Genomic DNA, 23,896 nt, shown 5'->3' on the forward strand with positions numbered 1-23,896 from the left:
CGTCCGCGAGCGCTCCCTGAGCCGGTGCTGCTGTCCAGCCTTCCACCCCCTTTCGGCACTGCGCAACGCCACGTGGTCGCTGCGCTCGCCGGAGCGGGGGTTGTGCGGGGGGCCGGGGTGGGGGCTGCGCCCTGGTCCGGGGCCGAGTGCATGGCTGCGTCGGGCTTCGGAGGGGTACGGCCTGCAGTGCGCCCGAACCTCCCCAGCACCTGTCACAGGACGCACACGACGCACAGGACGCACAGGACGCACCCAGACACTCGCCCCGCCCCGTCTCCCCCTCACCCGTGCCAAGACCTCCACAACGCCGCGTACGCCCCGTCCGCCGCGACCAGCTCCTCATGGCTGCCCAGTTCGCTGATGCGGCCGTTCTCGACGACGGCGATGACGTCCGCGTCGTGGGCGGTGTGCAGGCGGTGGGCGATGGCGACCACGGTGCGGCCGTCGAGGACGCGGGCCAGGGAGCGTTCCAGGTGACGGGCCGCCCGGGGATCCAGCAGCGACGTCGCCTCGTCCAGGACCAGCGTGTGCGGGTCGGCCAGCACCAGCCGGGCCAGGGCGACCTGCTGGGCCTGGGCCGGAGTGACGGTGAGTCCGCCGGAACCGACCTCGGTGTCCAGGCCGTCGTCGAGCGCCCGTACCCATCCGTCCGCGTCGACCGCGCCGAGGGCCGCCCAGAGCTCGGCGTCCGTGGCGTCCGTCCGGGCGAGCAGGAGGTTGTCGCGCAGGGAGCCCACGAAGACGTGGTGCTCCTGGTTGACGAGGGCCACATGCTCACGGACCCGTTCGGCGGACATCCGGGACAGCTCGGCCCCACCGAGGGTGATCCGGCCGTCCCGGGGCGCGTAGATGCCGGCCAGCAGCCTGCCCAGGGTGGACTTGCCGGCGCCCGAGGGGCCGACCAGCGCCAGCCTGGTGCCGGGCGCGACCTGAAGGGACACCTGGCGCAGGACGTCCACGCCCTCCAGGTAGCCGAAGTGCACCCGGTCCGCGTGGACGTCCCGCCCCTCGGGAGCGAGCCCGGAGTCCGCGCCGGCCGGCTCGATGTCGCGGACTCCGACCAGCCGGGCCAGCGACACCTGGGCCACCTGCAGCTCGTCGTACCAGCGCAGGATCAGCCCGACCGGATCGACCAGCATCTGGGCGATCAGCGCGCCGGTCGTCAGCTGGCCGACTCCGATCCAGCCCTGGAGGACGAACACCCCGCCGACCATCAGCACCGACGAAAGGATCATCACGTGGCTGACGTTGATGCACGGGAAGAGCACCGACCGCAGCCACAGCGTGTACCGCTCCCAGGCCGTCCACTCCTTGATCCGCCGCTCCGACAGCTCGATGCGGCGCGCGCTCAGCCGGTGTGCCTCGACGGTGCGTCCGGCGTCCACGGTCTCCGCGAGCGCGGCGGCCACGGCGGCGTACCCGGCGGCCTCCGAGCGGTAGGCCGAGGGCGCCCGCTTGAAGTACCAGCGGCAGCCGATCACCAGCAGCGGCAGGGCGAGCAGCACGGCGGCGGCCAGGGGCGGCGCGGTGATCACGAGCCCGCCGAGGAGGAGGGCCGCCCACACCACGCCGATCGCCAGCTGGGGCACCGCCTCGCGCATCGCGTTGCCGAGCCGGTCGATGTCCGTGGTGATACGGGACAGCAGGTCACCGGTCCCGGCCCGCTCCAGGACACCCGGCGGCAGACCGACCGCCCGCACGAGGAAGTCCTCGCGCAGGTCGGCCAGCATGCGCTCGCCGAGCATCGAACCGCGCAGTCTCACCTGCCGTACGAACACGGCCTGCACGAGCAGTGCGATCACGAACAGCCCGGCCGTCAGCTCCAGATGGAGTTCGCGAGCCCCGTCCGACACCCGCTCGACGAGGTCGCCGAGGAGCCAGGGGCCGACCATGGAGGCCACCACCGAGACGGTGTTGACGCCGACGAGGAGCACGAAGGCGCGGCGGTGCCGGTGGAACAGTTCGGCCACGTAGGCGCGTACGGTCGCGGTGGCTCCGACGGGCAGGGTGTTCGCCGTCGTCGGTGCCGCCGGGTCGTAGGCCGGTGGCGCCACGCCGATCATGCTGTCTCCTCGATCTCTTCCAGTTCGTTCAGTACGGCGTCTTCGTTCAGTACAGCGTCTTCAGTGAGTACGTCGTCTTCGTTCCGTACGCCGTCGAGGGCCGCCTCTTCGTCGGTCTCGCGGGTGACGACCGCCCGGTACCGCGGCTCCTTGCGCACCAGTTCGCGGTGTACGCCGACCGCCACGACCTCGCCCTCGTGCACGAGCACCACGCGGTCGGCGTGGTCCAGCAGCAGCGGCGAGGAGGTGAACACCACGGTGGTGCGTCCGGCCCGCAGGTCCCGCACGCCCTGCGCGATCCGTGCCTCGGTGTGCGAGTCGACGGCGGAGGTCGGTTCGTCCAGGACGAGCACCTCCGGGTCGGTGAACAGGGACCGGGCCAGGGCGAGCCGCTGGCGCTGGCCGCCCGACAGGGACCGCCCGCGTTCGGTGATGCGCGCGTCCATCGGGTCCTCGGTGCCCAGGGATCCCTGGACCAGGGCCGCCAGCACGTCCGCGCACTGCGCGGCCGCGAGCGCCTCCGCGGCGCCGACGGCACCCGAGGCGGGCACGTCGAGCAGGTCGCGCAGGGTGCCGGAGAGCAGGACCGGGTCCTTGTCCTGGACCAGGACCGCCGTGCGCGCCGAGCCGAGCCGCAGCTCGTCCAGCGGCACCCCGCCCAGCAGCACCGAGGTGGCCTCCTCCGACGGGTGGCCGCCGAGGCGCTCGGCCAGCAGCCCCGCCGCGTCCGGGTCGCCGCACACCACCGCGGTGAGCCGGCCGGAAGGGGCGAGCAGACCGGTGGCCGGGTCGTACAGATCCCCGCTCGGCAGGTCGTCCCCGGCCTTGTCCCGCGAGCCCTCGGCGGACGTGGCCCGCTCCAGCGACAGCACATGGGCGGCCCGTGTGGCCGAGGGCCGGGAGAAGGAGTACGCCATGGCGATCTCCTCGAAGTGCCGCAGCGGATAGGTGAGGATCATGACCGAGCTGTAGACGGCGACCAGTTCGCCGATCTCCACGCGGCCCTGCCGGGCCAGATGGACGCCGTACCAGACGACCGCGATCAGCAGCAGCCCCGGCAGCAGTACCTGGATCGCGGCGATCAGGGACCACATCCGGGCGCTGCGCACGGCCGCGTGGCGGACCTCCTGGGAGGCCTTGCGGTAGCGGTCGAGGAAGAGTTCCTCGCCGCCGATGCCGCGCAGCACCCGCAGGCCGGCGACGGTGTCGGAGGCCAGTTCGGTGGCGCGGCCGGCCTTCTCGCGCTGGAAGTCGGCGCGTTTGGTCGCGCGGGGCAGCAGGGGCAGTGCCGCGAGGGCCAGGAAGGGCAGGCCCACGGCGACCACCCCGCCGAGCGCGGGCTGGTAGACGACCAGGCCGGCGCAGACCACGACGATGGTGACCGCCGCCGCGGTGAACCGTGACCAGGCCTCCACGAACCAGCCGATCTTCTCGACGTCGCCGGTGGAGACGGCCACGACCTCGCCTGCCGCGACCCGCCGGGTCAGCGCAGAGCCCAGGTTCGCGGCCTTGTGGGCCAGGAGTTGCTGGACGCGTGCGGCCGCCGTGATCCAGTTGGTGACGGCGGTGCGGTGCAGGAAGGTGTCGCCGAGCGCGCTGCCGGCGCAGCACAGTGCCAACAGGCCGCCCGCGAGGGCGAGTCGGCGGCCGGAGTGGTCGACGACCGCCTGGATGGCCACGCCGACGCAGAAGGGCAGCGCGGAGATGGAGAGGAAGTGCAGCAGTCCCCAGGCCAGTGACTTGAGCTGTCCGCCCAGCTGGTTCCTGAAGAGCCACCACAGGAACCGGGGCCCCGAGCGGGCGTCCGGCACTCCCGGGTCGGGGTACGGAAGGTCTTGGATCTGCATGACGTGTGACGTCCCAGTGGCTCGTGTCAGGGGGTGGGAGGGAGCCGCACACGGCGGCTGCAAACCGTGAAAGGTTCGCGGCAGAGCGTGGTCGGAGGCAACAGGTTTTCCGCCGTCGCGGACAGATCCCGCTGCGCTCGTGGAAGCGGCCTTGTCCCGCCCGCGGTGCGACCATGAAGCGATGCGAGGTGCAGGCGCACGGCGTGCCGTGGTGACGACGACGTTCCTGGGTGCGCTGCTGATCCCCCTGGGAGGATGCGGCGGTCCGGGCTCGGCAGGCACCGGCGACACTCACGCGAAAGCCGCCGGCGAACCCGCCGACCGACCGACCCGTATCCCCGGCGTCAGCGACCGCCTCCAGCGCCGTATCCCCGCGGCCTCCCGCCAGGTCGTCGCGGTCTACGGCGACGGCAAGGACTCCCCGGACGCCACCGTCGTGCTCTACGCCAAGCGCGGTTCCGTCTGGGACCGGGTCCGCGACTGGCCCGCGCACAACGGCAAGAAGGGCTGGACCACCGACCACCGCCAGGGCGACAGACGCAGCCCAGTCGGCGTGTTCACGCTGAGCGACGCGGGCGGCGCGCTCCCTGACCCCGGGGCCCGGCTGCCGTACACGAGGTCCGCCGGCATCGCGGCCCCGCGCTGGTGGCCAAGGTCGTACTGGCACGACTTCGACTACGTCATCGCCATCGACTACAACCGGGTCACGGGCACCCCGCCGAACAACCAGACACGGCCCGAGGGTTACGGCAAGGGCGGCGGCATCTGGCTGCACATGGACCACGACAGCGGTACGTCGGCCTGTGTCAGCGTGTCCAGGTCGGCGATGCGGTATCTGCTGCGCACGCTTGATCCGGACCGGCGTCCTGTGTTGGTGATGGGGGACAGGGCGGACTTGAAGGACTGAGGGCGTCGGGGGAGGCGCCACCCGGAGCGCGAGGCCTCGGCGCGGACCGGGTGCTGACACTCGACACCGGTACCTGGCGGTGCCGCCGAAGGTGCCGTCCCTCCGGTACGCCGTCACCGGCCCCGCGTTCGACATCAAGCCCCGAACGACGAGTCGGCCACTGTCGACGGCCTACTGAGGCACATGGTGTGCGGTGCGTCACAGACCAGGTGATTTACCCGGCCGAAACGCGGCGGTCTCGCGCGTGATCAACGGTCCCGGCAGAGTGATCGGCACGGAAACCGCTTTCCGTATCGCAGAAGTCTTCCCCCGGCTTCTGTACGTCCCCATCGCTCAAGGAGTGCCCGTGCCGCCGTCCGTCCCGTCCCTGCCGCGACGCGTCGCACGCATACTGCGTACCTCACTCTTCGCGCAGGTCGCCTGCGCGCTCGTGCTCGGCATCCTCGTCGGAAAGCTGTGGCCCGGCTTCGCCTCGGACCTCCAGCCGCTCGGCGACGGCTTCACCCGGCTCATCAAGACGATCATCTCGCCGCTCGTGTTCTGCGTGGTCGTCGTCGGCATCGCCAAGGCCGGTGACCTGAAGGCGTTCGGCCGGATCGGGCTCAAGGCGCTGATCTGGTTCGAGGTCGCGAGCACGCTGGCGCTGATCATCGGCCTGCTCGCCGCCAACATCGTGCAGCCCGGCTCGGGGATGCACGTCGACCCGGCCACGCTCAACACCGCGGCCGTGGACGCCAAGACCGGCGGCGGCCACCTGCCCTCGACGACCGAGTTCATCGTCAACGCGCTGCCCACCAGCTTCATCGGCGCCTTCGCCGAGAACTCCCTGCTCCAGGTGCTCATCCTGGCCTGTCTGGTGGGCACCGCGCTGCTGCACCTCGGCCACACCAAGGTCCCGCAGGTGCTGCCCGCCATCGAGCAGGCGCAGGAGATCATCTTCGCGGTCGTCGGCTTCGTGATGCGCCTCGCGCCGATCGCGGTCTTCGGCGCGATGGCCGTCCTGATCGGCCAGTACGGCCTCGGCGTCATCGAGACCTACGCCCAGCTGATCGTCCTGTGCTACGCGGCCGCCGCCCTGTTCATCGCGCTGCTCGCCGTCGCGCTCAAGGCGGTCACCGGACTGAGCCTGTGGAAGTTCCTGCGTTACATCCGCGAGGAGATGCTCCTCGCGCTCGGCACCGCGTCCACCGAGTCCGTCATGCCGCGCGTGATGCAGAAGCTGCGCAAGGCCGGCGCCCGCGACGACGCCGTGGGTCTGGTGCTGCCGACCGGTTACTCCTTCAACCTGGACGGCGCCTCGCTCTACCTCTCCATCGGCACACTGTTCATCGCCCAGGCGGTGGGCGTCGACCTGAGCCTGGGCCAGCAGATCACCGTGGTGCTGGTCCTGATGCTGACCAGCAAGGGCATGGCGGGCATCCCCGGCTCGGCCTTCCTCGCCCTGTCCGCGACCGCCTCCTCGCTCGGCGCCATCCCCGCCGGTGCAGTCGCCCTGCTCCTCGGCGTGGACCGCATCATGGACTCGATGCGCGTCGTGACGAACCTGCTCGGCAACTGTGTCGCGGTCTTCGCGGTCTCCCGCTGGGAGGGGGCACTGGACATCGACAAGGCCAAGAGGGTGCTGGACGGCGAGACCGTGCCCACCGTCGTGGAGGCACTGGTACCGGCTCAGCCCGCCAAGGAACCCGCCAAGGAACCCGCCCCAGAGGTTGGCTGACACGCCTGCCGGAAAAGTCCTCGGTCACCGCTCCCGCCGTACGGAACGGTGACCGAGGCCTGTTGACCCAGTACTGCCGTCCCCCAGTACTGCCCTCGCCAGTGCCGCCGCGCTCAGTGCTGCCCGTCCACCAGCATGTCCAGCAGTCCACCGAGTACGTCCCGCTGTTCGTCCGTCAGCGGCGCGAGGATCTCCTCCGCGGCGGCCCGGCGCACATCCCTCAGCCCCTGCAGGGTTTTGCGGCCGTCCTCGGTCAGCTCGATGCGGATCACCCGGCGATTGGCCGGATCGGGCACCCGGCGCACCTTGCCGCTCGCTTCCAGCCCGTCGACGAGCGTGGTCACCGCACGCGGCACCACCTCAAGCCGCTGCGCGAGATCCGCCATGCGGGGCGGTGTGTCCCAATGCGCGAGGGTGCGCAGCAGCCGGGACTGGGCCGGAGTCACGCCGAGACCGCGCTCATGGAGCTGGCGCTTCTGGATGCCGTGCACCCGGCGCGTGAGCCTGAGCAACTGCTCGGCGAGCAGGCTGTCGGAATCTGGCGTGGTCATGCGGGAACAATATCAGGACCTGGTTCATTGTGAGCATAGGTAACAATGAGCTAGGCTCCGTCAGTCCGCATCACCTCACCTTCCGTAGGAGACCATGCCCCGCGATCACATCGACTGGACCCCCACCCCCGGCACCTCGACCGACCAGCCCCGTCAGGTGCGCCGTATCCTCCGGCTCTTCAAGCCGTACCGTGCGAAGCTCGCCGTCGTCGGCCTGCTGGTCGCCGCCGCCTCCCTCGTCACCGTGGCCACCCCGTTCCTGCTGAAGGAAACGCTGGACGTGGCCATCCCCCAGGGCCGTACCGGGCTGCTCAGCCTGCTCGCGCTGGGCATGATCCTCAGTGCCGTCCTCACCGGCATCTTCGGCGTGCTGCAGACCCTGATCTCCACGACGGTCGGCCAGCGCGTCATGCACGATCTGCGCACCGCGGTCTACGGCCGCCTGCAGCGCATGTCGCTCGCCTTCTTCACCCGCACCCGCACCGGCGAGGTGCAGTCCCGCATCGCCAACGACATCGGCGGCATGCAGGCCACCGTCACCTCGACGGCCACCTCCCTGGTCTCCAACCTGACCAGCGTCATCGCCACGATCATCGCGATGATCGCCCTGGACTGGCGCCTCACCGTCGTCTCGCTGCTGCTGCTCCCGGTGTTCGTGTGGATCAGCCGCCGCGTCGGCAACGAGCGCAAGAAGATCACCACGCAGCGCCAGAAGCAGATGGCCGCGATGGCCGCGACCGTCACCGAGTCGCTCTCCGTCAGCGGCATCCTGCTCGGTCGCACCATGGGCCGTTCCGACTCGCTGACCCGGTCCTTCGCCGACGAGTCCGAGGGGCTGGTCGACCTCGAAGTGCGGTCGAACATGGCCGGCCGCTGGCGCATGGCCGTCATCGGGATCGTCATGTCGGCGATGCCCGCCTTCATCTACTGGACCGCGGGCATCGCCCTCCAGGCCGGCGGCCCCGACATCTCCATCGGCACCATCGTCGCCTTCGTCTCGCTCCAGCAGGGCCTGTTCCGCCCCGCCGTGAGCCTGCTGTCGACCGGCGTCCAGATCCAGACCTCGCTCGCGCTCTTCCAGCGCATCTTCGAGTACCTCGACCTGCCGATCGACATCACCGAGCGCGAGGACCCGGTCCACCTCGACCGCGTCAAGGGCGAGGTCCGCCTGGAGAACGTCGAGTTCCGGTACGACGGCAAGGGCGGCCCCATCCTCGACGGCATCGACATCGACGTCCCCGCGGGCAGCAGTCTCGCGGTCGTCGGCCCGACCGGCGCCGGCAAGTCCACGCTCGGCTATCTGGTCCCGCGGCTCTACGACGTGACGGGCGGCCGGGTCACCCTCGACGGGATCGACGTCCGCGACCTGGACTTCGACACCCTGGCCCGTGCCATCGGGGTCGTCTCGCAGGAGACGTACCTCTTCCACGCCTCGGTCGCCGACAATCTGCGCTTCGCCAAGCCGGACGCGACCGACGAGGAACTCGAGCAGGCGGCGCGGGCGGCCCAGATCCACGACCACATCAGCTCGCTGCCGGACGGGTACGACACCGTCGTCGGCGAGCGCGGCCACCGGTTCTCCGGTGGTGAGAAGCAGCGCCTGGCCATCGCGCGGACCATTCTGCGAGACCCGCCCGTCCTCATCCTGGACGAGGCGACCAGCGCGCTGGACACCCGCACCGAGCACGCCGTGCAGAAGGCCATCGACGCGCTGTCGGCCAACCGCACCACGCTCACCATCGCGCACCGCCTGTCCACCATCCGGAACGCCGACCAGATCGTGGTCCTCGACTCCGGCCGGGTCGCCGAGCGCGGGACGCACGAGGAACTGCTGGAGCAGGAAGGGCGGTACGCGGAGCTCGTACGCCGGGACGTCCGACTGGACTCCGCGCACGAGGATGCCCGACTGGACCCCGCGCACGAAGACGCGGAACTGGAACCGACCAGCTGAACCGAAAACCGACAAGCCGAAGATATGCCTGGTTTGTGACGTTGTGCGGGTTACCGTGCCCGCATGTACAGGAACACTCCTCCGCCACGGAGCACGATTCGACTGACGCGCCGGGGCCGTCTCGTCCTCATCGCGACCGGGGCCGTCGTGGCCGGCACCGCCGTGGCCGTGCCGCTGCTCAGCCTGCGGGGCGAGGGGGAGAAGGAGCACGCCACCCTGGTGATCCCGGAGGGCTGGCGGGCCGGGCAGATCTACGACGCCGTCGACAAGGCCCTCGCCCGGCCCCCGGGCACCGCCAAGAAGTCCCTGGCCAAGGCGAACCTCAGGCTGCCGGCCGACGCGGACGGCAATCCGGAGGGCTACCTCTTCCCGGCGACGTATCCCCTGGAGCGCAACGGGAGGAAGACGACGCCCGAGGCGCTGCTGTCGTTCATGGTCGACACCGCGAACAAGAAGTTCAGCGGTGCCCCTGTCGCGGCAGGCGCCCAGCGCAACGCGTTGAACGTCTACCAGGCCGTCACCATCGCGAGCATCGTCCAGGCCGAGGCGGCGACCGAGGCGGACATGGGGAAGGTGGCCCGGGTCGTCTTCAACCGCCTGGAGCGCGGGATGCCGTTGCAGATGGACTCCACCATCAACTACGCCCTGAACCGTTCCACGCTGCGGACGACCGGCGCCGACCTGCGCATCGACAGCCCCTACAACTCGTACCAGCGCATGGGGCTGCCACCGACCCCGATCGACAATCCGGGTGAGGCCGCGATGCGCGCGGCGATCAACCCGACACCGGGGGACTGGCTGTACTTCGTGACGGTGAAGCCGGGGGACACCCGCTTCACGAACAGCTTCGACGAACACCGGCGCAACGTTGCCGAGTTCAACAAGAACCAGAGCAAGGCGGCCGGAACGGGGTGACCTTGGCGGTGTGTCAGACGGCGGCGGGTGTTGCCGTCAGCAGTCGCCTGATGTCGCGTACGGCCGCGCGGCCCGCGCGGTTGGCGCCGATGGTGCTCGCCGACGGGCCGTAGCCGACGAGATGGACGCGCGGGTCGGCGACCGCGCGCGTGCCCTCGACCCTGATCCCACCACCCGGCTCACGCAGCTTCAGCGGGGCCAGGTGATCGACGGCGGCCCGGAAGCCGGTCGCCCACAGGATCACATCGGCGTCCACCTGCCGCCCGTCGTTCCACTCCACGCCCTCGGGCGTGATCCGGTCGAACATGGGCTGCCGGTCGAGGACCCCGTCCGCGATCGCCTGTCGTACCGCGTCGTTCAGCGGCAGGCCGGTCACCGACACCACGCTCTTCGGCGGCAGTCCCTGCCGTACCCGCTCCTCGACGAGCGCCACGGCCTCCCGGCCGACGTCCTCGGTGAAGGGGCCTTCGCGGAACACCGGCTCACTCCTGGTCACCCAGGTGGTGGCGGCCGCGTACGGGGCGAGCTCCATGAGGTGCTGGGTGCCCGACGCGCCCCCGCCCACCACGACCACCCGCAACCCCGCGAAGGCCTCGGGCCCGGGGTACTGCGCGGTGTGCAACTGCCGCCCCCGGAAGGTCTCCTGGCCGGGATAGCGCGGCCAGAACGGCCGGTCCCAGGTGCCGGTCGCGTTGATCAGCGCCCGCGTCGACCAGGTGTCGTCCGAGGTCTCCACGAGCAGCCGGCCACCCTCGCCCTCGCGCACGGCACGAACGTCCACCGGCCGCCGTACCCGAAGGTCGAAGGCGCGCTCGTACGCCGTGAAGTACTCGGCGATCACCTCCGACGACGGCCGCTGCGGGTCGGCGCCGGTGAGCTCCATCCCCGGCAGCGCGTGCATGCCGTGGACCTTGCCGTACGTCAGCGACGGCCACCGGAACTGCCAGGCGCCGCCGGGGGCGGGGGAGTGGTCCAGCACCACGAAGTCGCGCTCCGGCTCGAAACCGGTGCGGCGCAGGTGGTAGGCGCTGGACAGGCCTGCCTGACCAGCGCCTACGACGACGACCTCGACCTCGCGCGTGTTGTTCACGTTTCTACTAACGGTGGCGAGGCCGTGGATCTTCCCGGGTCAGTCCTCGGAGGGGCGGGGTGCGGAGGTCGACGCGGGCAGATCGCCGTTGAACCGCGTGTCCACGAAGTTCCCGAAGTCCACCTTCCCCGGGATCAGCTTCAGCGAGGTGAACGTGTCGGCGATCTCCTGCTCCGAGGTGATGAGCTGCTGGTCCACGGCAACCGCGACCCGGGTGGTGTACGTCCGCTTCACCGCGGCCAGCGCCACGTCCTCGGGCAGCCCCGTCTCCTTCGCCCAGACCTTCGCCCACTCCGACTCGTGGGAGTAGACCCACTTGTAGGCGCGTCGCAGCCGCTTCAGGTAGTCGTCGATCGCGGCGGCCTTCTTCTTGTCCTTCAGTGCGCCCGGCGCCGCCACCTGGAAGGTCAGACCGTTGGTGATGCCGTCCCCGGTCGTCAGCACGTGGCCCTGCTTCGACTGGAGGATCTGCGAGGTGTACGGGTCCCACACCGCCCAGGCGTCGACCTTGCCGGAGGTGAACGCGGCGAGGGCGTCGGCCGGTTGGAGGTACTTGACCTTCACGTCGTTCAGGCCGAGACCGGCCTTCTTGAGGGAGGCGACCAGCTGGTAGTTGGCCGAGGACCCCTGCGCCACGGCGACGGACCTGCCCTTGAGCTGCGCGGGATCGGTCAGCTTGGAGTCGTTCGGGACCAGGATGGCGTCGCCCTTGGACGTCCCGTGCCAGGCCGCCACCACCGTGATCTTCGAGTCGGCGCCGGCCGCGAACACCGGCGGGGTGTTGCCGACGCCGCCGATGTCGACGGCCTTGGCGTTGACGGCCTCCAGAAGCGGCGGACCGGAGGTGAACGTCGACCACTTGATCTTGTAGTCGAGGTTGTCGAGCTCCCCGGCGGCACGCAGGATCGCTTCCGAACCACCCTTCTGGTCCCCGACGTCGAGCGTGAGGGAGCCCTTGCCGTCGGTGTCGGTGCCGGCGGACGCGTTCCCGCCGCAGGCGGTGAGCAGAAGGGCGAGGGGGAGGAGCAGTGCGGCGGGGGCGAGGCGACGTCGCATTGGGGGATCCGTTCTGTGGAACTTGGCTTGTGGGTGGGGGAGTTCAGGCGGCTTCGGCTGCGGTGTCGACGCCCAGGCGCTCCAGGAGCTGCCCGCGGATCTCCGCGAACCGGGGATCGGTGATGTCGCGCGGCCGGTCGAGGTCGATCTCCTGCTCGTGCGCGATGACCCCCTCGTCCATCACGAGGACCCGGTCGGCGAGCAGGACGGCCTCCTCGACGTCGTGCGTCACCAGCAGCACCGCGCAGCCGCGGCGCTGCCACAACTCACCCACCAGACGCTGGGCCCTGATCCGGGTGAGCGCGTCGAGCGCACCGAACGGCTCGTCCAGCAGCAGGAGATCGGGCTCGCGCACCAACGCCCGTGCCAGGGAGGCGCGTTGTGCCTCGCCGCCGGAGAGGGTCTTGGGCCAGGCATCCGTACGGTGGCTCAGACCGACCTCCTGCAGGGCCCGGTCGGCGACGGCACGGGCCGGCTTGCCGGGCAGGCCCAGCAGGACGTTGCGCCACACCTTCTTCCACGGCATCAGCCGGGGTGCCTGGAAGGCGACCGCCTTGCGGCGCGGGACCAGCACGGTGCCCTCGATGTCCCGGTCGAGTCCGGCGAGGATGCGCAGCAGGGTGGACTTGCCGCAGCCGCTGCGGCCCAGCAGGGCGACGAACTCGCCCGGCCGGACGTCGAGTCGGAGATTGTCGATGACGGCACGGCCGTCGAAGGAGCGGGTCAGACCTTCGACGCGCACGGCCTGTGCGGGGCGGGGAACGTCGGATGCTGCGGGCGCCTCCGCTGCCTCAGCCGCTTCAGCTGTGTCGGACGTGCGGGACACCTGGGGGATCACCGGCCGGTGAACGTCGGTCGCCATTGCAGCAGCAGCCTTTCGAGGGAGCGGACGATGAAGTCGGCCAGCAGGCCGAGGAAGGCGTAGACGATCAGGCAGACCACGATGACGTCGGTGCGCAGGAAGTCCCGCGCCTGCACCATCAGGAAGCCGATGCCGGAGTCCGCGTTGACCTGCTCCGCGAAGACGAGCGCGAGCCAGGCGATGCCGAGCGAGTAGCGCAGACCGGTCATGGCGCCGGGCAGCGCGCCCGGCAGGATGACATGCCGTACGAGCCCCCACCGGGAGAGACCGAGGGACTCCCCGGCCTCGATCAACTGCGAGTCCACGCCACGGATGCCCGCGTAGACGTTCAGGTAGAGCGGAAAGGTCACGCCGAGGGTGATGATGGCGATCTTCGGGGCCTCGCCGATGCCGAACCAGATGATGAACAGCGGGATCAGACCGACGAACGGCACGGTCCGCAACATCTGAAGCGGTGCGTCCACGATGTCCTCACCCACCCGGAACAGGCCCGAGACGAGGGCGAGTCCGGTGCCGATGACGGTGCCGAGGAGCAGCCCGCCCGCGACCCGCTGGAGCGAGGTCGTCATCGCCGAGGTCAGTGAACCGTCGGCGATCAGATCGCCCGCGACCTGGGCGATACGGCCGGGGGAGGCCAGGACGTCGGCGGTCAGCACGCCTGTGCCGCTGAGGAGTTGCCACAACGCCAGCAGCAGGACCGGACCGGTGGTGCGGCGCAGCCAGCGGGGGACGCGGGTACGGCGGGAGGACGTGGGGACGATGGGTTCGAGGTCGGGAGCGGGGCCGAGGGGGGTGAGCTCGACGGCATCCTGACGGGACGTTTCCGATATGTCGGGTGCGGACGAGCCGGGCGGGGCATGGCTGATGCTCATGATGCTCCACGGAGGGGGAGAGCGGCCGGTGAGGGGCACGCCTCGACACCACCGCACAGGACGGCACGGATCAGTGCACGCGTCCGTCAGCGGAGCGAGGGTGGGGGAAGAAAGGGAAGGGGCGTCAGCAGCCGCGGCGACACGCGGCGGAGGCCACCCGCAGCAGGTCGATGTGACCGCGCGTGGTGAGCAGGACTGAACGCAACATGTGGCCGAAGCTAGCCAGTCGGCGTGTCCACGGTCAATGGCGTCTCGCGGACTGGAACCGCCGTATCGCAGGACGAGCCGTCCATGACGAGTGAATCCCGCGGGAGGGGTGAGGATAGGGGCATGTCAGACGCTTTCACCACCCGAGTCCTGAACGTCGCCTCCGGTTCCGCGGAGCGGATCGTCGACCTCACCGGCGACTGCGCGGCCTTCCTGAGGGAGGCCGCCGCGGGCCGCGACGGCCTCCTCAACGTCTTCGTCCCGCACGCGACCGCAGGCGTCGCGATCATCGAGACGGGCGCCGGCAGTGACGACGACCTCCTGGCCGCCCTTCACGCCCTCCTCCCCGCCGACGACCGCTGGCAGCACCGCCACGGCAGCCCCGGCCACGGCCGCGACCACGTCCTCCCGGCGATCGTGCCGCCACACGCCACACTGCCGGTGGTGAACGGGCAACTGGAGCTGGGGACCTGGCAGTCGGTGTGCCTGGTGGACACGAACAGGGACAACCCTCAGCGGAAGGTGCGCCTCACTTTTCTCGCGGGCTAGTGGGCGAACTCAAGCGGAGCCCGCACCCCGGTGCCGTACTCACGGCGTCACCTCCACGTCGAGCTCGGCGAGCAGGCCGCGGACGCGCCGTTCGATCTCGTCGCGGATCGGCCGGACGGCCCCGACGCCCTGCCCGGCGGGGTCGTCCAGCTTCCAGTCCAGGTACCGCTTGCCAGGGAAGTACGGGCAGGCGTCTCCGCAGCCCATCGTGATGACCACGTCGGAGGCCTGGACCGCGTCGGCGGTGAGGACCTTCGGGGTCTCCGCGGAGATGTCGATACCGGTCTCCTTCATGGCCTCCACGACAGCTGGGTTCACCGCGTCGGCGGGCGCGGAACCGGCGGAGCGGACCTGGACCCTGTCCCCCGCGAAACGGGTGAGGAAGGCGGCGGCCATCTGGGACCGGCCGGCGTTGTGCACGCACACGAACAGCACGGACGGGGCGACGGGAGAGCTCATGAGGACACGGCGCTTTCTTCTGCGGGTCGGGCGGGGAACTGCTGATCGCCGTGCGGGACGACGACCTCGTCCTCGGCCACGGGCACGCGGCGGCCGAACGTGACGGCGACCAGCGCGAGACCGATGCCCGCGCCCACGAACTGCGCGGCGAGGAACGGCGCCACGGACGCGGGAGCGATGCCGGCGAAGGTGTCGGTGAAGGCCCGGCCGATGGTCACGGCCGGATTGGCGAAGCTGGTGGAGGAGGTGAACCAGTAGGCGGCGCCGATGTAGGAGGCGACCCCCACCGGTGCCAGGTGCGCCCGGCCTGCCCGCGCCAACCCGAAGATCAGCCAGACCAGTCCCGCCGTGGCGACCGCTTCTCCCAGCCACAGATGTCCCGCGGACCGGTCGTGCGTCGACCACCGCACCAGAGGCCGGCCGAACATGGCGTCCGCCAGGACCGCGCCGGCGACGGCCCCGGCGATCTGGGCGGGCACGTACGCCGCCACTTCTCGCGGGCCGGGTCCGTCGGCCGTACGGCGGCCGGTGAACCAGGCGGCGAGGGTCACGACGGGGTTGAAGTGCGCCCCGGAAACGGGCCCGAGCAGGGCGATGAGCACGCCCAGACCGAACACGGTGGCCAGGGAGTTGGCCAGCAGTTGCACACCGATGTCGCGGGTCAGCTCACTCGCCTGGATCCCCGAGCCGACCACCACCGCCACCAGTGCCCCTGTGCCGACGGCCTCGGCCGCCGCCCGCCGCGCGAGAGGGACGGAGGGGCTCACGCGGAGGCCCTCGCGGGTACGGACGGTGTGGGTACGGCCGGTGTCTCCAGGAGGGCGGACAGCCTGCCCAGGGCCTCGGGGAGCACCCAGTAGTACACCCACGTCCCCCGCCGTTCGGAGCCGACCAGCCCGGCCTCGCGCAGCACCTTCAGATGGTGGGAGATGGTCGGCTGGGAGACGTCGAAGGGGCCGGTCAGGTCGCACACGCACGCCTCGCCGCCCTCGTGGGAGGCGATCAGGGACAGCAGACGCAGCCGGACGGGGTCCGACAGCGCTTTGAACATCCGCGACAGCTCGGCCGCGTCCACTTCGCCCAGCGGCTCACGGACCATCGGGGCGCAGCAGGCCTCGTCCTGACCGAGCACCGGCAGATCAGCTTGTTTCGACATGGCTCTATGTTGACATCCGTCTATCCAGGTGGCAACCTCCGCTGTATCGACGCTCGTCGATACAGCATCGTCCCGGATGGGAGACCGCCATGTCCCGAGTCCAACTGGCCCTGCGCGTCGCCGACCTGGAAGGCTCGATCGCCTTCTACTCCAAGCTCTTCGGCACCGAGCCCGCCAAGCGGCGCGAGGGCTACGCCAACTTCGCCGTCACCGAGCCCCCGCTGAAGCTGGTCCTCATCGAGGGCGGGAGCGGCGAGGAGACCCGCCTCGACCACCTCGGCATCGAGGTCGCCGGCACCGAGGACGTGAACGCCGCCACGACCCGGCTGAAGGAGGCCGGCCTGGCCACCTTCGAGGAGAACGACACCTCCTGCTGCTACGCCCTGCAGGACAAGGTGTGGGTGCACGGCCCGGGCAAGGAGCCGTGGGAGGTGTACGTGGTCAAGGCCGATGCCGACACCCTGGAGAAGACCGACACCTCCCCGGACGCCTGCTGCACCGGGGCGAAGGCCACCGCAGGATGTACCTGCGGAAGCTGACCCCTGCCTCCCGGCGCGGAGTGTCCACAAGGCCCTCTGCCCGGGACAGCGGCGAGGCCGTCCCGGGCAGGGGTGCGTGCGGAGGGGTTACGGGGTGGTCAGATAGGCCCTTTCGATCGTCTGGGTCAGGGTGTTGCCCGCCCGGTCCGTCAGCTCCGCGCGCAGGGAGACGGAGCCTGCGGTCGCCGGGTGCTTCAGCGACAGGTGTGTGCCGCCGACGGACTTGGCGGGCTGCCAGGTCTTCCCCTCGTCGTACGACACCTGGAAGGCCAGCTTCGCCGGGCGCTGCCCCGCCGCCGCGCCCTCGACGGTGAAGGGCACCTCGAAGCGCTTGCCCGCCTTCGCCGTGCTCGCCAGGGTCAGGTCGGGGCTGAAGCGGACCGTCGACACGGGCAGTGCGGTGAACTCGTCGTCCGGGGTCTTCGCCGAGCGGAACGTCCACTCCGCGTGGACGCGGGTGCTGACCGAATACACGGCAGGGTCACGGGAGTTGTCCACCGTCAGCCTGTACGCGGTGTCCCCTTCCGGGACCGTGTACTCGGTGACCCCGTCGGTCGGAGGGGTGCTGTAGTCGTCGGTGATCTCCTTGCCGTTCGCCTCCAGCCTGGTCGTCACCGCCGTCGTGTCGCTGATGCCCCAGTGTCCGTCGCCGTCGCCGAACAGCGGGAGATACGCCCTGACGGTGTTCCCCATGCGGGCGACTCCGGGGAAGCCCCTGGCCGGTCCGAGCTGTCCGGTGCCGACCGGTGCCGGGCCGAAGACACCGACGTTGAAGCGCTCCTGGTAGCTGTGACCGGCCTTCCAGATCCGCGGCATCCTCATGAGGAAGTTCTCGAAGACCGAGTCCTGGATGTCGCCCGAGACCTGCCAGGTGCGCAGGGACCACTGCACGCCGTTGTCGAGGACGTACTCGGTGCTCCGGAACGGCAGGTCGCCCCGCATGTCGGTGAAGCCGAACACCAGCTCGCCGTCGGGCAGGTGCGGGCTCACCTCGGCCTGGACACGCCGGCCGTCGACGGCCTCGCCCACCTGGAGGTCGATCTTCGCCAACTGCTTCCGCTCGACCTTGGCGGTGAAGCCGTCCACGCTGCCCTTCCGGTACCAGGCCGCGTGATAGTTGACCCGGCTGCCGTCCGTGCCCCGGCCGCTCCAGCCACCGGAGTACAGGGCGTTGAGCCCGTCCACGGACTCCCCGCCGCCCAGCCGCCCGAACCGCGAGCCCGCAAAGCTCGGCATCAGGTACTGGAGTGAACCGTCCCGCTTGCCCTCCCCGCGCCCGAAGCCGATCACGACGGTGGCGTCGGTGTTCTCGGCCGCCGGGTCCGGCACGGTGATGTCCACCGGCTTCGCCTGCCGGGCGTCCACGGTGACGGTCTTGTCGCCGTCCAGCCGGAACCTCGGCTCCACCAGCACGGCGTGCAGCGGTGACGAGGTCTCCGGGTGGACGATCCCGCTGAGGATGTAGTCGCCCTTGGGCAGCCGTACCGTCAGCTCGCCGTCCTGCACGTCGGCGTACTCGGCGTAGAAGTCGCCGTCGAAATCGGCGACGGCGGTGGCGGCGTCCCCGGTCGGCCGGCCGTCCTCGTCGAGGTGCTTCAGCGTCAGGCTGTACGACTCCACCTCGCGCGCCACCCCTACGGCGGACCGCACCTGGACCTTGCCGTCGGCCGACGTGGCCTGCACCGAACCGCCGAAGCTGCCGTCGGCGCTCCCCGCGCGGGTGTCCGCCGTGACCTCGGCGCTCGCGGTGCCGCCCGCCGGGACGGTGATCCGCTGCGGGGACACACTGAACATGCCCTCGGCGGCGGGCTTCCCGTCCACCGCGAAGGCGTCGACGGACAGGTCGAGGGTGATCGGCTCGGTGCCGAGGTTGCGGTAGGTGAGCTGCTGGGTGGACGGCTTGTCGTCGCCGTGCGGCCACTGCTGCTCGCCGAAGTCGAGCGGTCCCTGCTCGGTGACGATGTTCTGTTCCAGCGCCCGGACCAGATCGGTACGTCCCGTGCCCTGCTGGAAGGAGCTGTACGTCCCCGGCTTCGCGGAGCCGGTGAGGACCGCCTTGAGGCGCTCGCCGCTCCAGTCGGGATGCTGCTGGGCGAGGAGGGCGGCGGCGCCCGCGACGTGCGGGGTCGCCATGGACGTACCGTCGAGGGTGGCGTAACCCGGGACGCCGGAGGGGTACTCCTTCTCTAGGAGGCTGCCGGCCGCCGCCGCTGCCGTGATCTCGACACCGGGCGCGGTCAGGTCCGGCTTGACGCCGCTGTCCCCGACCCGCGGGCCGCGACTGGAGAAGTCGGCGAGCGCGTCGGACTTGTCGACCGCGCCCACGGTGAGCGCGGCGTCCGCGCTGCCGGGCGAGCCGACCGTGCCCTCGCCGAACTCGCCCTCGTTTCCCGCCGCCACGACGAACAGCGTGTCGGATTCGGCGGAGAGCCGGTCCACGGCCTCCTCCATCGGGTCGGTGCCCGGCAGGTCGGTGCCGCCGAGGCTGAGGTTGACGACGTCCGCCTTCTGGGCCACCGCCCACTCCATGCCGGCGATGATCCCGGAGTCCGAGCCGAAGCCCGTGTCGTCCAGGACCTTGCCGTTGAGGATCTTCGCGCCCGGCGCGACCCCCTTGAACCTGCCGTCGGACTTGGCGCCGGTTCCGGCCACGGTGGACGCCACGTGCGTGCCGTGTCCGAACTTGTCGCCGGTGCCGTCGGAGCCCGAGAAGTCCTTCTCCTCGACCACCTGGTGCGCGAGATCGGGGTGGGAGGTGTCGACCCCGGTGTCCAGGACGGCGACCTTCACCCCGGTCCCGTCGTACCCGGCGGCCCACGCGGCAGGTGCGCCGATCTGCGGGACGCTCTTGTCGAGCGAGGCTTTGCGCCGGCCGTCCAGCCAGACCTTCTCGACGGCCCCGGACTCCTCGGTGGTGACGGTGTCCCAGAAGTCGGTGGTCCGTTTCTTGACGGAACGCATCGACCTGCCGTTGACCACGGGCAGCGTACGGCCCATCCGGGCCCCGGCCTCGGTGAACGGGCTCATCGAGGGCGCCTTCTTGCCCTTGAACGTGACGATCAGCGGTACGTCGGACCGGCCCGCGTCGTCGTAGCCGTCCTTGAGTAGCTGCGTCACATCGAACAGCCGAGCGTCCAACTTGCCCTCGGCAAGCAGCAGTTCGGCGTCACCGGGTACGACCCGGGTGTGCCCGGCGACCTCCCGGACCGAGAACGGCACGTCCTTGCGGCCCGGTGCCCGCTCCACCCCGGAGACCTGGCCCTTGTCGCCGACCAGGACCCGGTCGCCGGTGACCAGTGTGACCGTCCGTACCGCGGCGGCCGTACGACCGCTCCCGGTGTCGACGGCTCCCGCACCGGCCGGGAGACCGGCGAGGACCAGGGCCGCGGAAGCCACTCCCGCGGCCATGGCCGCATGTCTGTGGCGTACGCGTAACTCCATCTGAACTCCTGACAGTTGGGGGATCAATGCGTCACGGGACGGAGGGGCCCGTGAGGAGACGGCCGTCGCTGTCGTACGGCCAGACATTGGGGACGCAGCCGAGCAGGCCCTTGATCTGCTGCATCATCGCCGGGGCCGGCCGCCCCTTTCCGGGGCAGGTCACATGGCCGTGGCCGAGGAAGTGGCCCACCTCATGGTTGATGATCAGCGAGCGGTACCCGACCACGTCCTTCGGATAGAACTCGGTGGCCAGGACCCAGCGTCTGAGGTTGACCATCACGTTGCGGTTGACGCTGCAGTTGACCTTGCCGCCGGTGTCGAGGCCGCCCTCGGCACAGAACGTGTCGACGGTCGCCGGGGTGGCGAGCCGGACCCGGAAGTCGGTGGGGCCACTGGACACCCGCTGGAACGCCGAGTGGCCGTCGGCCGTCCAGCCGCGCGGGTCCGCCAGCGTCCGCTCCACCTGCTCGGCGACGTCCTCGGGGGAGATCGTGATGCCCTGCTCCACCTCGACCCGGTAGCGCAACGGCGTGCCCGTGCCGACCCGGGCGCTGCCACCGGGCGCGGTGACGAAGGTCCCCGGACCGCTCTGGGGGAGGGGAGTCGTGGAGGGACCGGGAGACGCGCTCGACTCTTCCGAGTCCGAGTCCGAGTCCGAGTCCGAGTCCGAGGCCGCCTCCGGTGCCGGCCCCCGTTCCGTTGACCCGGTGGTCCGTTGAGCCGCCGGACTCTCAACTGGTGGGAGGGCCACGGACGTTCGCCCTGCATCGGACGGCAGCCACGCCACCACCGCGCCACCGGCAGCCGCGAAGGCCGCCAACGCAGCCAGGCCGCCCATCAGTTGGCTCTTCACACTCCGCTCGGAGCGCTTCCGGCGACGGTTGCCGGTGGGGTTTCGTTTGTGCGCTGTCACGGTGGTTCACGATGTGATCGCCATGTGATCGGACCTGGCCCGGAAGATAACGAACCGATAACCCTCCTCGTGGTCATGGCCGTGTGGATACTGTGCGCATGCCACGTGTACTGCTGATCGAAGACGACCCCGCCGTGCGGGAGGGGGTCGCCCTGGCCCTGCGCCGCCAGAACCATGACGTCGCCGCCACCGCCACCGGTGAGGAGGGGATGGACCGGCTGCGGGCCTTCCGGCCGGACATCGTCGTCCTCGATCTGATGCTGCCCGGCATGACCGGCCTGGACGTGTGCCGGGGTATACGGGCCGTCGACCAGACCCTGCCGATCATCATGGCGACGGCCCGGGGCGAGGAAGTGGACATCGTCGTCGGCCTGGAGGCGGGCGCCGACGACTACGTCGTCAAACCCGTACTGGCGAGGGTGCTCGACGCGCGGATACGCGCCGTCCTGCGCCGGACGGCGGGGGCCGCGCCGGGGGCCGAGGGCCTGCCGAAGATCGACACCTACGGCGACCTCGCCGTCGACCGGGCCGGCCTGACCGTCGCGCTGAGCGGCGAGCCGATCGCCCTCGCCCCCTCCGAGTTACGGCTTCTGCTCACCCTCTCCGCCTCACCGGGCCAGGTGTTCAGCCGTCAGCAACTCCTGGAGGCGGTGTGGGAGCACGACTACCACGGTGACGCCCGACTGGTGGACGCCTGCGTCAAGCGACTGCGCACCAAGATGTCCGAGCCGCCCCGCGCACCCCGCTACATCCACACCGTGCGCGGGTTCGGCTACCGCTTCGCGGCGCCGTGAGGAAGCGCCGGCTGCGGGGCCTGCGGGCCCGTCTGGTGGTGGCCTTCGGGCTCGTCGCCGCCGTCGCGGCCATCTCGACCGGGGCCCTGACCTTCCGGGAGGCGCGCACCGGAGTCCTCCAGCAGAGTCAGGACGCCACCATCAGGCAACTGCGGGCGCAGCTCAACCAGCATGCCGCCGAACTCGCCGTGCCCCCCGAGGAGTCGGCGCTGCGGGAGTTCGCGCAGGACGTGGCGGCCACCGAGTCGCAGGGCAGCTGGCGGGTGCTGGTGACCTACGGGGACCTCAGCGGCTCCTCCGTGCCGGGAGACGCCTTCACCGAGGTGACTCCCGCACTGCGGGAGGCCGTCGGATCCAGCCGGGCCACCGTCTTCCAGCGGGTGCGCGGCGAGGGACGCACGTCCCTCGTCGTCGGCATGTCGATCCTCTTCGGCGGCCGGGACACCGCCGCCACGGTCACCGGGGTCCGCGTGTTCCTCGTCGTTCCGCAGACCACGGAACAGGCGTACGTCGACGCCCTGGTCACCGCTGTCGAGCGGGCCATGGTGGTGGCCCTCGCGCTCGCCGTCGTGCTCGCGCTCCTCGCCGCCCGCGGGGTGCTGGTGCCGGTGCGCAAGCTGCGGCTCGCCACCCGCAGGATCGCCGAAGGGCGCCTGGACACCCGGCTCGCGGTCAACGGCTCGGACGAACTCGCCGACCTGTCCCACACGTTCAACGAGACGGCCGCCGCGCTGGAGTCGTCGGTCGCGGAGCTCCGCGAGATGGAGTCCCGGGCCCGCCGCTTCGCCGCCGACGTCTCGCACGAACTGCGCACCCCGCTCGCCGCCATGTCCGCGGTCACCGACGTCCTCGACGAGGACGCCGCCCGACTGGACCCGGACACGGCCACCGCCGTCCGGCTCATCAGCGAGGAGACCCTCAAACTCGCCCGCCTCGTCGACGACTTGATGGAGATCTCCCGCTTCGACGCGGGCGCGGCGGTGCTGCACCTCGACGAGATCGACCTCGCCGAGTCGATCCGCCGCACCCTCGCCTCCCGCGGCTGGACGGACACGGTGACCACCGAACTGCCGCCACCGGACGCGGTACGCGGACGTGTCGACCCGCGCCGCCTCGACGTGGTCGTCGCCAACCTGGTCGGCAACGCCCTCAAGCACGGTGGGCATCCGGTGCAGGTGCGCCTGAGCGGCGGCGACGCGGCGGCCGTCATCGAGGTGCGGGACAGCGGTCCCGGCATCCCGAACGACGTCCTGCCCCATGTCTTCGAGCGGTTCTACAAGTCGGACACCGCCAGGATCCGCTCCGAGGGCAGCGGCCTCGGTCTCGCCATCACCGCCGAGAACGTCCGGATCCACGGCGGGACCGTTCGCGCGGCCAACCACCCGGCCGGCGGCGCCGTCTTCACCGTAGAACTTCCGCTGCGGCGGGACGAGTCGCCCGAGGAGGGCACGTCATGAAGCTGCTTCGCCGCGTCCCGCTGCTGGCGCTCCTCGCGCTCACCTCCTGCGGGATCCCCGCCACCGGCGTGGTGGAGGCCGGCGGCCCCGCGAGCGGGACCCTTCCGCAGACGCCGGTCTACTTCGTCGAGGGCGGTGCACTCGTCGCGATGCCCCGCACGACCGAGCGGCCCGGTGACCCGGAGTCGGCGCTGCGGCTGCTGATGGCCGGTCCGCTGGCCGGGGAGGGACGCCAGGACGGCCTTGCCACCGAAGTGCCGGGAGTGCCGACCGCCATGGCACTCCCGCCCGCCACCGACGGGCCCGGCGACCCGCCTTCGCCGGACACCCCGACGGTGACGGTGCAGGGGAACGCGATGACGATCCGGCTCCCCGCGGGCATGGACAGGCTGAGCGGCACCGGGGTACGGCAGATGGTCTGCACGGCCGCCGCCGCGTACCGCCTCACGCGTCCGTCCGACGCCGCGGTCACCGCTGAAGTGACCGACGGTGGTGGATGGCGGGTGAGGGCGTCGGACGAGGGCTGCCCCGAGCGGTGAGGAGGCGGAAG

At 70.9% G+C, this 23,896-nt stretch carries 22 protein-coding genes; 9 read left to right on the forward strand and 13 right to left on the reverse strand.

Annotated features, from left to right (window positions below):
• Nucleotides 1-281: 281 nt before the first annotated feature.
• Both ACZ39I_RS17945 and ACZ39I_RS17950 read right to left on the reverse strand, forming a co-directional pair.
• Entirely contained in the window at nt 282-2,063 is a 1,782-nt protein-coding gene (locus ACZ39I_RS17945; protein ID WP_467245322.1) for an ABC transporter ATP-binding protein, read from the reverse strand.
• Nucleotides 2,060-3,910, reverse strand: coding sequence for an ABC transporter transmembrane domain-containing protein (locus ACZ39I_RS17950; RefSeq protein ID WP_467245323.1), 1,851 nt, complete (start codon nt 3,908-3,910; stop codon nt 2,060-2,062). Before ACZ39I_RS17950 ends, ACZ39I_RS17945 begins: the two co-directional genes overlap by 4 nt.
• A gap of 181 nt (nt 3,911-4,091) precedes the next feature.
• Here ACZ39I_RS17950 and ACZ39I_RS17955 point away from each other — a divergent pair, with 181 nt between their 5' ends.
• Both ACZ39I_RS17955 and ACZ39I_RS17960 read left to right on the forward strand, forming a co-directional pair.
• Nucleotides 4,092-4,817 carry a hypothetical protein gene (locus ACZ39I_RS17955; RefSeq protein ID WP_467245324.1) on the forward strand — a complete coding sequence of 242 codons (726 nt, stop codon included), beginning with the start codon at nt 4,092-4,094 and terminating at the stop codon, nt 4,815-4,817.
• 346 nt (nt 4,818-5,163) lie between these two features.
• Nucleotides 5,164-6,534 carry a cation:dicarboxylate symporter family transporter gene (locus ACZ39I_RS17960; RefSeq protein ID WP_467245325.1) on the forward strand — a complete coding sequence of 457 codons (1,371 nt, stop codon included), beginning with the start codon at nt 5,164-5,166 and terminating at the stop codon, nt 6,532-6,534.
• Nucleotides 6,535-6,647: 113 nt separating this feature from the next.
• On the opposite strand, the gene ACZ39I_RS17965 is transcribed toward ACZ39I_RS17960, so the two are convergent.
• Nucleotides 6,648-7,085, reverse strand: a complete 438-nt coding sequence (locus ACZ39I_RS17965; protein ID WP_467245326.1) for a MarR family winged helix-turn-helix transcriptional regulator — start codon at nt 7,083-7,085, stop codon at nt 6,648-6,650.
• Nucleotides 7,086-7,179: 94 nt separating this feature from the next.
• Here ACZ39I_RS17965 and ACZ39I_RS17970 point away from each other — a divergent pair, with 94 nt between their 5' ends.
• Nucleotides 7,180-9,036: an ABC transporter ATP-binding protein gene (locus tag ACZ39I_RS17970; RefSeq protein WP_467245327.1), complete on the forward strand. Its 1,857-nt coding sequence runs from the start codon at nt 7,180-7,182 to the stop codon at nt 9,034-9,036.
• A 63-nt stretch (nt 9,037-9,099) separates the two neighbouring features.
• Nucleotides 9,100-9,951 (forward strand): endolytic transglycosylase MltG, encoded by an 852-nt coding sequence (gene mltG, locus ACZ39I_RS17975; protein WP_467245328.1) that lies wholly within the window; start codon nt 9,100-9,102, stop codon nt 9,949-9,951.
• 13 nt (nt 9,952-9,964) lie between these two features.
• On the opposite strand, the gene ACZ39I_RS17980 is transcribed toward mltG, so the two are convergent.
• From ACZ39I_RS17980 to ACZ39I_RS18000, 5 genes are all read right to left on the reverse strand, one after another.
• Nucleotides 9,965-11,041: an NAD(P)-binding domain-containing protein gene (locus tag ACZ39I_RS17980; RefSeq protein ID WP_467245329.1), complete on the reverse strand. Its 1,077-nt coding sequence runs from the start codon at nt 11,039-11,041 to the stop codon at nt 9,965-9,967.
• 39 nt (nt 11,042-11,080) lie between these two features.
• Entirely contained in the window at nt 11,081-12,097 is a 1,017-nt protein-coding gene (locus tag ACZ39I_RS17985; RefSeq protein WP_467245330.1) for an ABC transporter substrate-binding protein, read from the reverse strand.
• A gap of 43 nt (nt 12,098-12,140) precedes the next feature.
• Nucleotides 12,141-12,959 carry an ABC transporter ATP-binding protein gene (locus tag ACZ39I_RS17990; protein WP_467245331.1) on the reverse strand — a complete coding sequence of 273 codons (819 nt, stop codon included), beginning with the start codon at nt 12,957-12,959 and terminating at the stop codon, nt 12,141-12,143.
• A complete protein-coding gene (locus tag ACZ39I_RS17995) occupies nt 12,932-13,831 on the reverse strand; it encodes an ABC transporter permease (protein ID WP_467245332.1) in 900 nt (299 codons plus the stop codon). The genes ACZ39I_RS17990 and ACZ39I_RS17995 overlap by 28 nt, the downstream gene beginning before the upstream one ends.
• A gap of 124 nt (nt 13,832-13,955) precedes the next feature.
• The gene (locus tag ACZ39I_RS18000) at nt 13,956-14,039 is read right to left on the reverse strand and encodes a putative leader peptide (protein WP_350495123.1); all 84 of its coding nucleotides are present in this window, start codon (nt 14,037-14,039) and stop codon (nt 13,956-13,958) included.
• 122 nt (nt 14,040-14,161) lie between these two features.
• On the opposite strand from ACZ39I_RS18000, the gene ACZ39I_RS18005 reads away from it, so the two are divergent.
• Nucleotides 14,162-14,587 (forward strand): YjbQ family protein, encoded by a 426-nt coding sequence (locus ACZ39I_RS18005; protein ID WP_467245333.1) that lies wholly within the window; start codon nt 14,162-14,164, stop codon nt 14,585-14,587.
• Between the two features lie 39 nt (nt 14,588-14,626).
• On the opposite strand, the gene ACZ39I_RS18010 is transcribed toward ACZ39I_RS18005, so the two are convergent.
• Genes ACZ39I_RS18010 through ACZ39I_RS18020 form a run of 3 tightly spaced genes read right to left on the reverse strand, consistent with a single transcriptional unit; the run spans nt 14,627 to nt 16,202 of the window.
• A complete protein-coding gene (locus tag ACZ39I_RS18010; protein ID WP_467245334.1) occupies nt 14,627-15,046 on the reverse strand; it encodes an arsenate reductase ArsC in 420 nt (139 codons plus the stop codon).
• Entirely contained in the window at nt 15,043-15,813 is a 771-nt protein-coding gene (locus ACZ39I_RS18015) for an aquaporin (protein ID WP_467245335.1), read from the reverse strand. The genes ACZ39I_RS18010 and ACZ39I_RS18015 overlap by 4 nt, the downstream gene beginning before the upstream one ends.
• Nucleotides 15,810-16,202 carry an ArsR/SmtB family transcription factor gene (locus ACZ39I_RS18020; RefSeq protein WP_352386709.1) on the reverse strand — a complete coding sequence of 131 codons (393 nt, stop codon included), beginning with the start codon at nt 16,200-16,202 and terminating at the stop codon, nt 15,810-15,812. The genes ACZ39I_RS18015 and ACZ39I_RS18020 overlap by 4 nt, the downstream gene beginning before the upstream one ends.
• Nucleotides 16,203-16,291: 89 nt before the next feature.
• On the opposite strand from ACZ39I_RS18020, the gene ACZ39I_RS18025 reads away from it, so the two are divergent.
• Complete coding sequence (locus ACZ39I_RS18025; protein WP_467245336.1) at nt 16,292-16,741, forward strand: ArsI/CadI family heavy metal resistance metalloenzyme; 450 nt, start codon at nt 16,292-16,294, stop codon at nt 16,739-16,741.
• Between the two features lie 87 nt (nt 16,742-16,828).
• Here ACZ39I_RS18025 and ACZ39I_RS18030 read toward each other — a convergent pair whose 3' ends face one another.
• Entirely contained in the window at nt 16,829-20,149 is a 3,321-nt protein-coding gene (locus ACZ39I_RS18030) for a S8 family serine peptidase (RefSeq protein WP_467245337.1), read from the reverse strand.
• 64 nt (nt 20,150-20,213) lie between these two features.
• The gene (locus tag ACZ39I_RS18035; protein WP_467245338.1) at nt 20,214-21,020 is read right to left on the reverse strand and encodes a DUF3152 domain-containing protein; all 807 of its coding nucleotides are present in this window, start codon (nt 21,018-21,020) and stop codon (nt 20,214-20,216) included.
• Between the two features lie 173 nt (nt 21,021-21,193).
• Here ACZ39I_RS18035 and ACZ39I_RS18040 point away from each other — a divergent pair, with 173 nt between their 5' ends.
• The 3 genes from ACZ39I_RS18040 to ACZ39I_RS18050 are packed head-to-tail and all read left to right on the forward strand — an operon-like array spanning nt 21,194 to nt 23,885.
• The gene (locus tag ACZ39I_RS18040) at nt 21,194-21,889 is read left to right on the forward strand and encodes a response regulator (protein ID WP_403670151.1); all 696 of its coding nucleotides are present in this window, start codon (nt 21,194-21,196) and stop codon (nt 21,887-21,889) included.
• The gene (locus ACZ39I_RS18045; protein WP_467245339.1) at nt 21,886-23,346 is read left to right on the forward strand and encodes a sensor histidine kinase; all 1,461 of its coding nucleotides are present in this window, start codon (nt 21,886-21,888) and stop codon (nt 23,344-23,346) included. Before ACZ39I_RS18040 ends, ACZ39I_RS18045 begins: the two co-directional genes overlap by 4 nt.
• Nucleotides 23,343-23,885 (forward strand): hypothetical protein, encoded by a 543-nt coding sequence (locus ACZ39I_RS18050; protein ID WP_467245340.1) that lies wholly within the window; start codon nt 23,343-23,345, stop codon nt 23,883-23,885. The genes ACZ39I_RS18045 and ACZ39I_RS18050 overlap by 4 nt, the downstream gene beginning before the upstream one ends.
• Nucleotides 23,886-23,896: the final 11 nt, after the last annotated feature.

This window comes from Streptomyces sp. NPDC024687 (assembly GCF_055559055.1).

Bases quoted from the DNA above. Each gene is read 5' to 3' on its own strand.
- ACZ39I_RS17945 (WP_467245322.1), bottom strand. From the start codon at position 2,063: ATGATCGGCGTGGCGCCACCGGCCTACGACCCGGCGGCACCGACGACG.
- ACZ39I_RS17950 (WP_467245323.1), bottom strand. From the start codon at position 3,910: ATGCAGATCCAAGACCTTCCGTACCCCGACCCGGGAGTGCCGGACGCC.
- ACZ39I_RS17955 (WP_467245324.1), top strand. From the start codon at position 4,092: ATGCGAGGTGCAGGCGCACGGCGTGCCGTGGTGACGACGACGTTCCTG.
- ACZ39I_RS17965 (WP_467245326.1), bottom strand. From the start codon at position 7,085: ATGACCACGCCAGATTCCGACAGCCTGCTCGCCGAGCAGTTGCTCAGG.
- ACZ39I_RS17970 (WP_467245327.1), top strand. From the start codon at position 7,180: ATGCCCCGCGATCACATCGACTGGACCCCCACCCCCGGCACCTCGACC.
- mltG (WP_467245328.1), top strand. From the start codon at position 9,100: ATGTACAGGAACACTCCTCCGCCACGGAGCACGATTCGACTGACGCGC.
- ACZ39I_RS17985 (WP_467245330.1), bottom strand. From the start codon at position 12,097: ATGCGACGTCGCCTCGCCCCCGCCGCACTGCTCCTCCCCCTCGCCCTT.
- ACZ39I_RS17990 (WP_467245331.1), bottom strand. From the start codon at position 12,959: ATGGCGACCGACGTTCACCGGCCGGTGATCCCCCAGGTGTCCCGCACG.
- ACZ39I_RS17995 (WP_467245332.1), bottom strand. From the start codon at position 13,831: ATGAGCATCAGCCATGCCCCGCCCGGCTCGTCCGCACCCGACATATCG.
- ACZ39I_RS18000 (WP_350495123.1), bottom strand. From the start codon at position 14,039: ATGTTGCGTTCAGTCCTGCTCACCACGCGCGGTCACATCGACCTGCTG.
- ACZ39I_RS18005 (WP_467245333.1), top strand. From the start codon at position 14,162: ATGTCAGACGCTTTCACCACCCGAGTCCTGAACGTCGCCTCCGGTTCC.
- ACZ39I_RS18010 (WP_467245334.1), bottom strand. From the start codon at position 15,046: ATGAGCTCTCCCGTCGCCCCGTCCGTGCTGTTCGTGTGCGTGCACAAC.
- ACZ39I_RS18020 (WP_352386709.1), bottom strand. From the start codon at position 16,202: ATGTCGAAACAAGCTGATCTGCCGGTGCTCGGTCAGGACGAGGCCTGC.
- ACZ39I_RS18025 (WP_467245336.1), top strand. From the start codon at position 16,292: ATGTCCCGAGTCCAACTGGCCCTGCGCGTCGCCGACCTGGAAGGCTCG.
- ACZ39I_RS18030 (WP_467245337.1), bottom strand. From the start codon at position 20,149: ATGGCCGCGGGAGTGGCTTCCGCGGCCCTGGTCCTCGCCGGTCTCCCG.
- ACZ39I_RS18035 (WP_467245338.1), bottom strand. From the start codon at position 21,020: ATGGGCGGCCTGGCTGCGTTGGCGGCCTTCGCGGCTGCCGGTGGCGCG.
- ACZ39I_RS18040 (WP_403670151.1), top strand. From the start codon at position 21,194: ATGCCACGTGTACTGCTGATCGAAGACGACCCCGCCGTGCGGGAGGGG.
- ACZ39I_RS18050 (WP_467245340.1), top strand. From the start codon at position 23,343: ATGAAGCTGCTTCGCCGCGTCCCGCTGCTGGCGCTCCTCGCGCTCACC.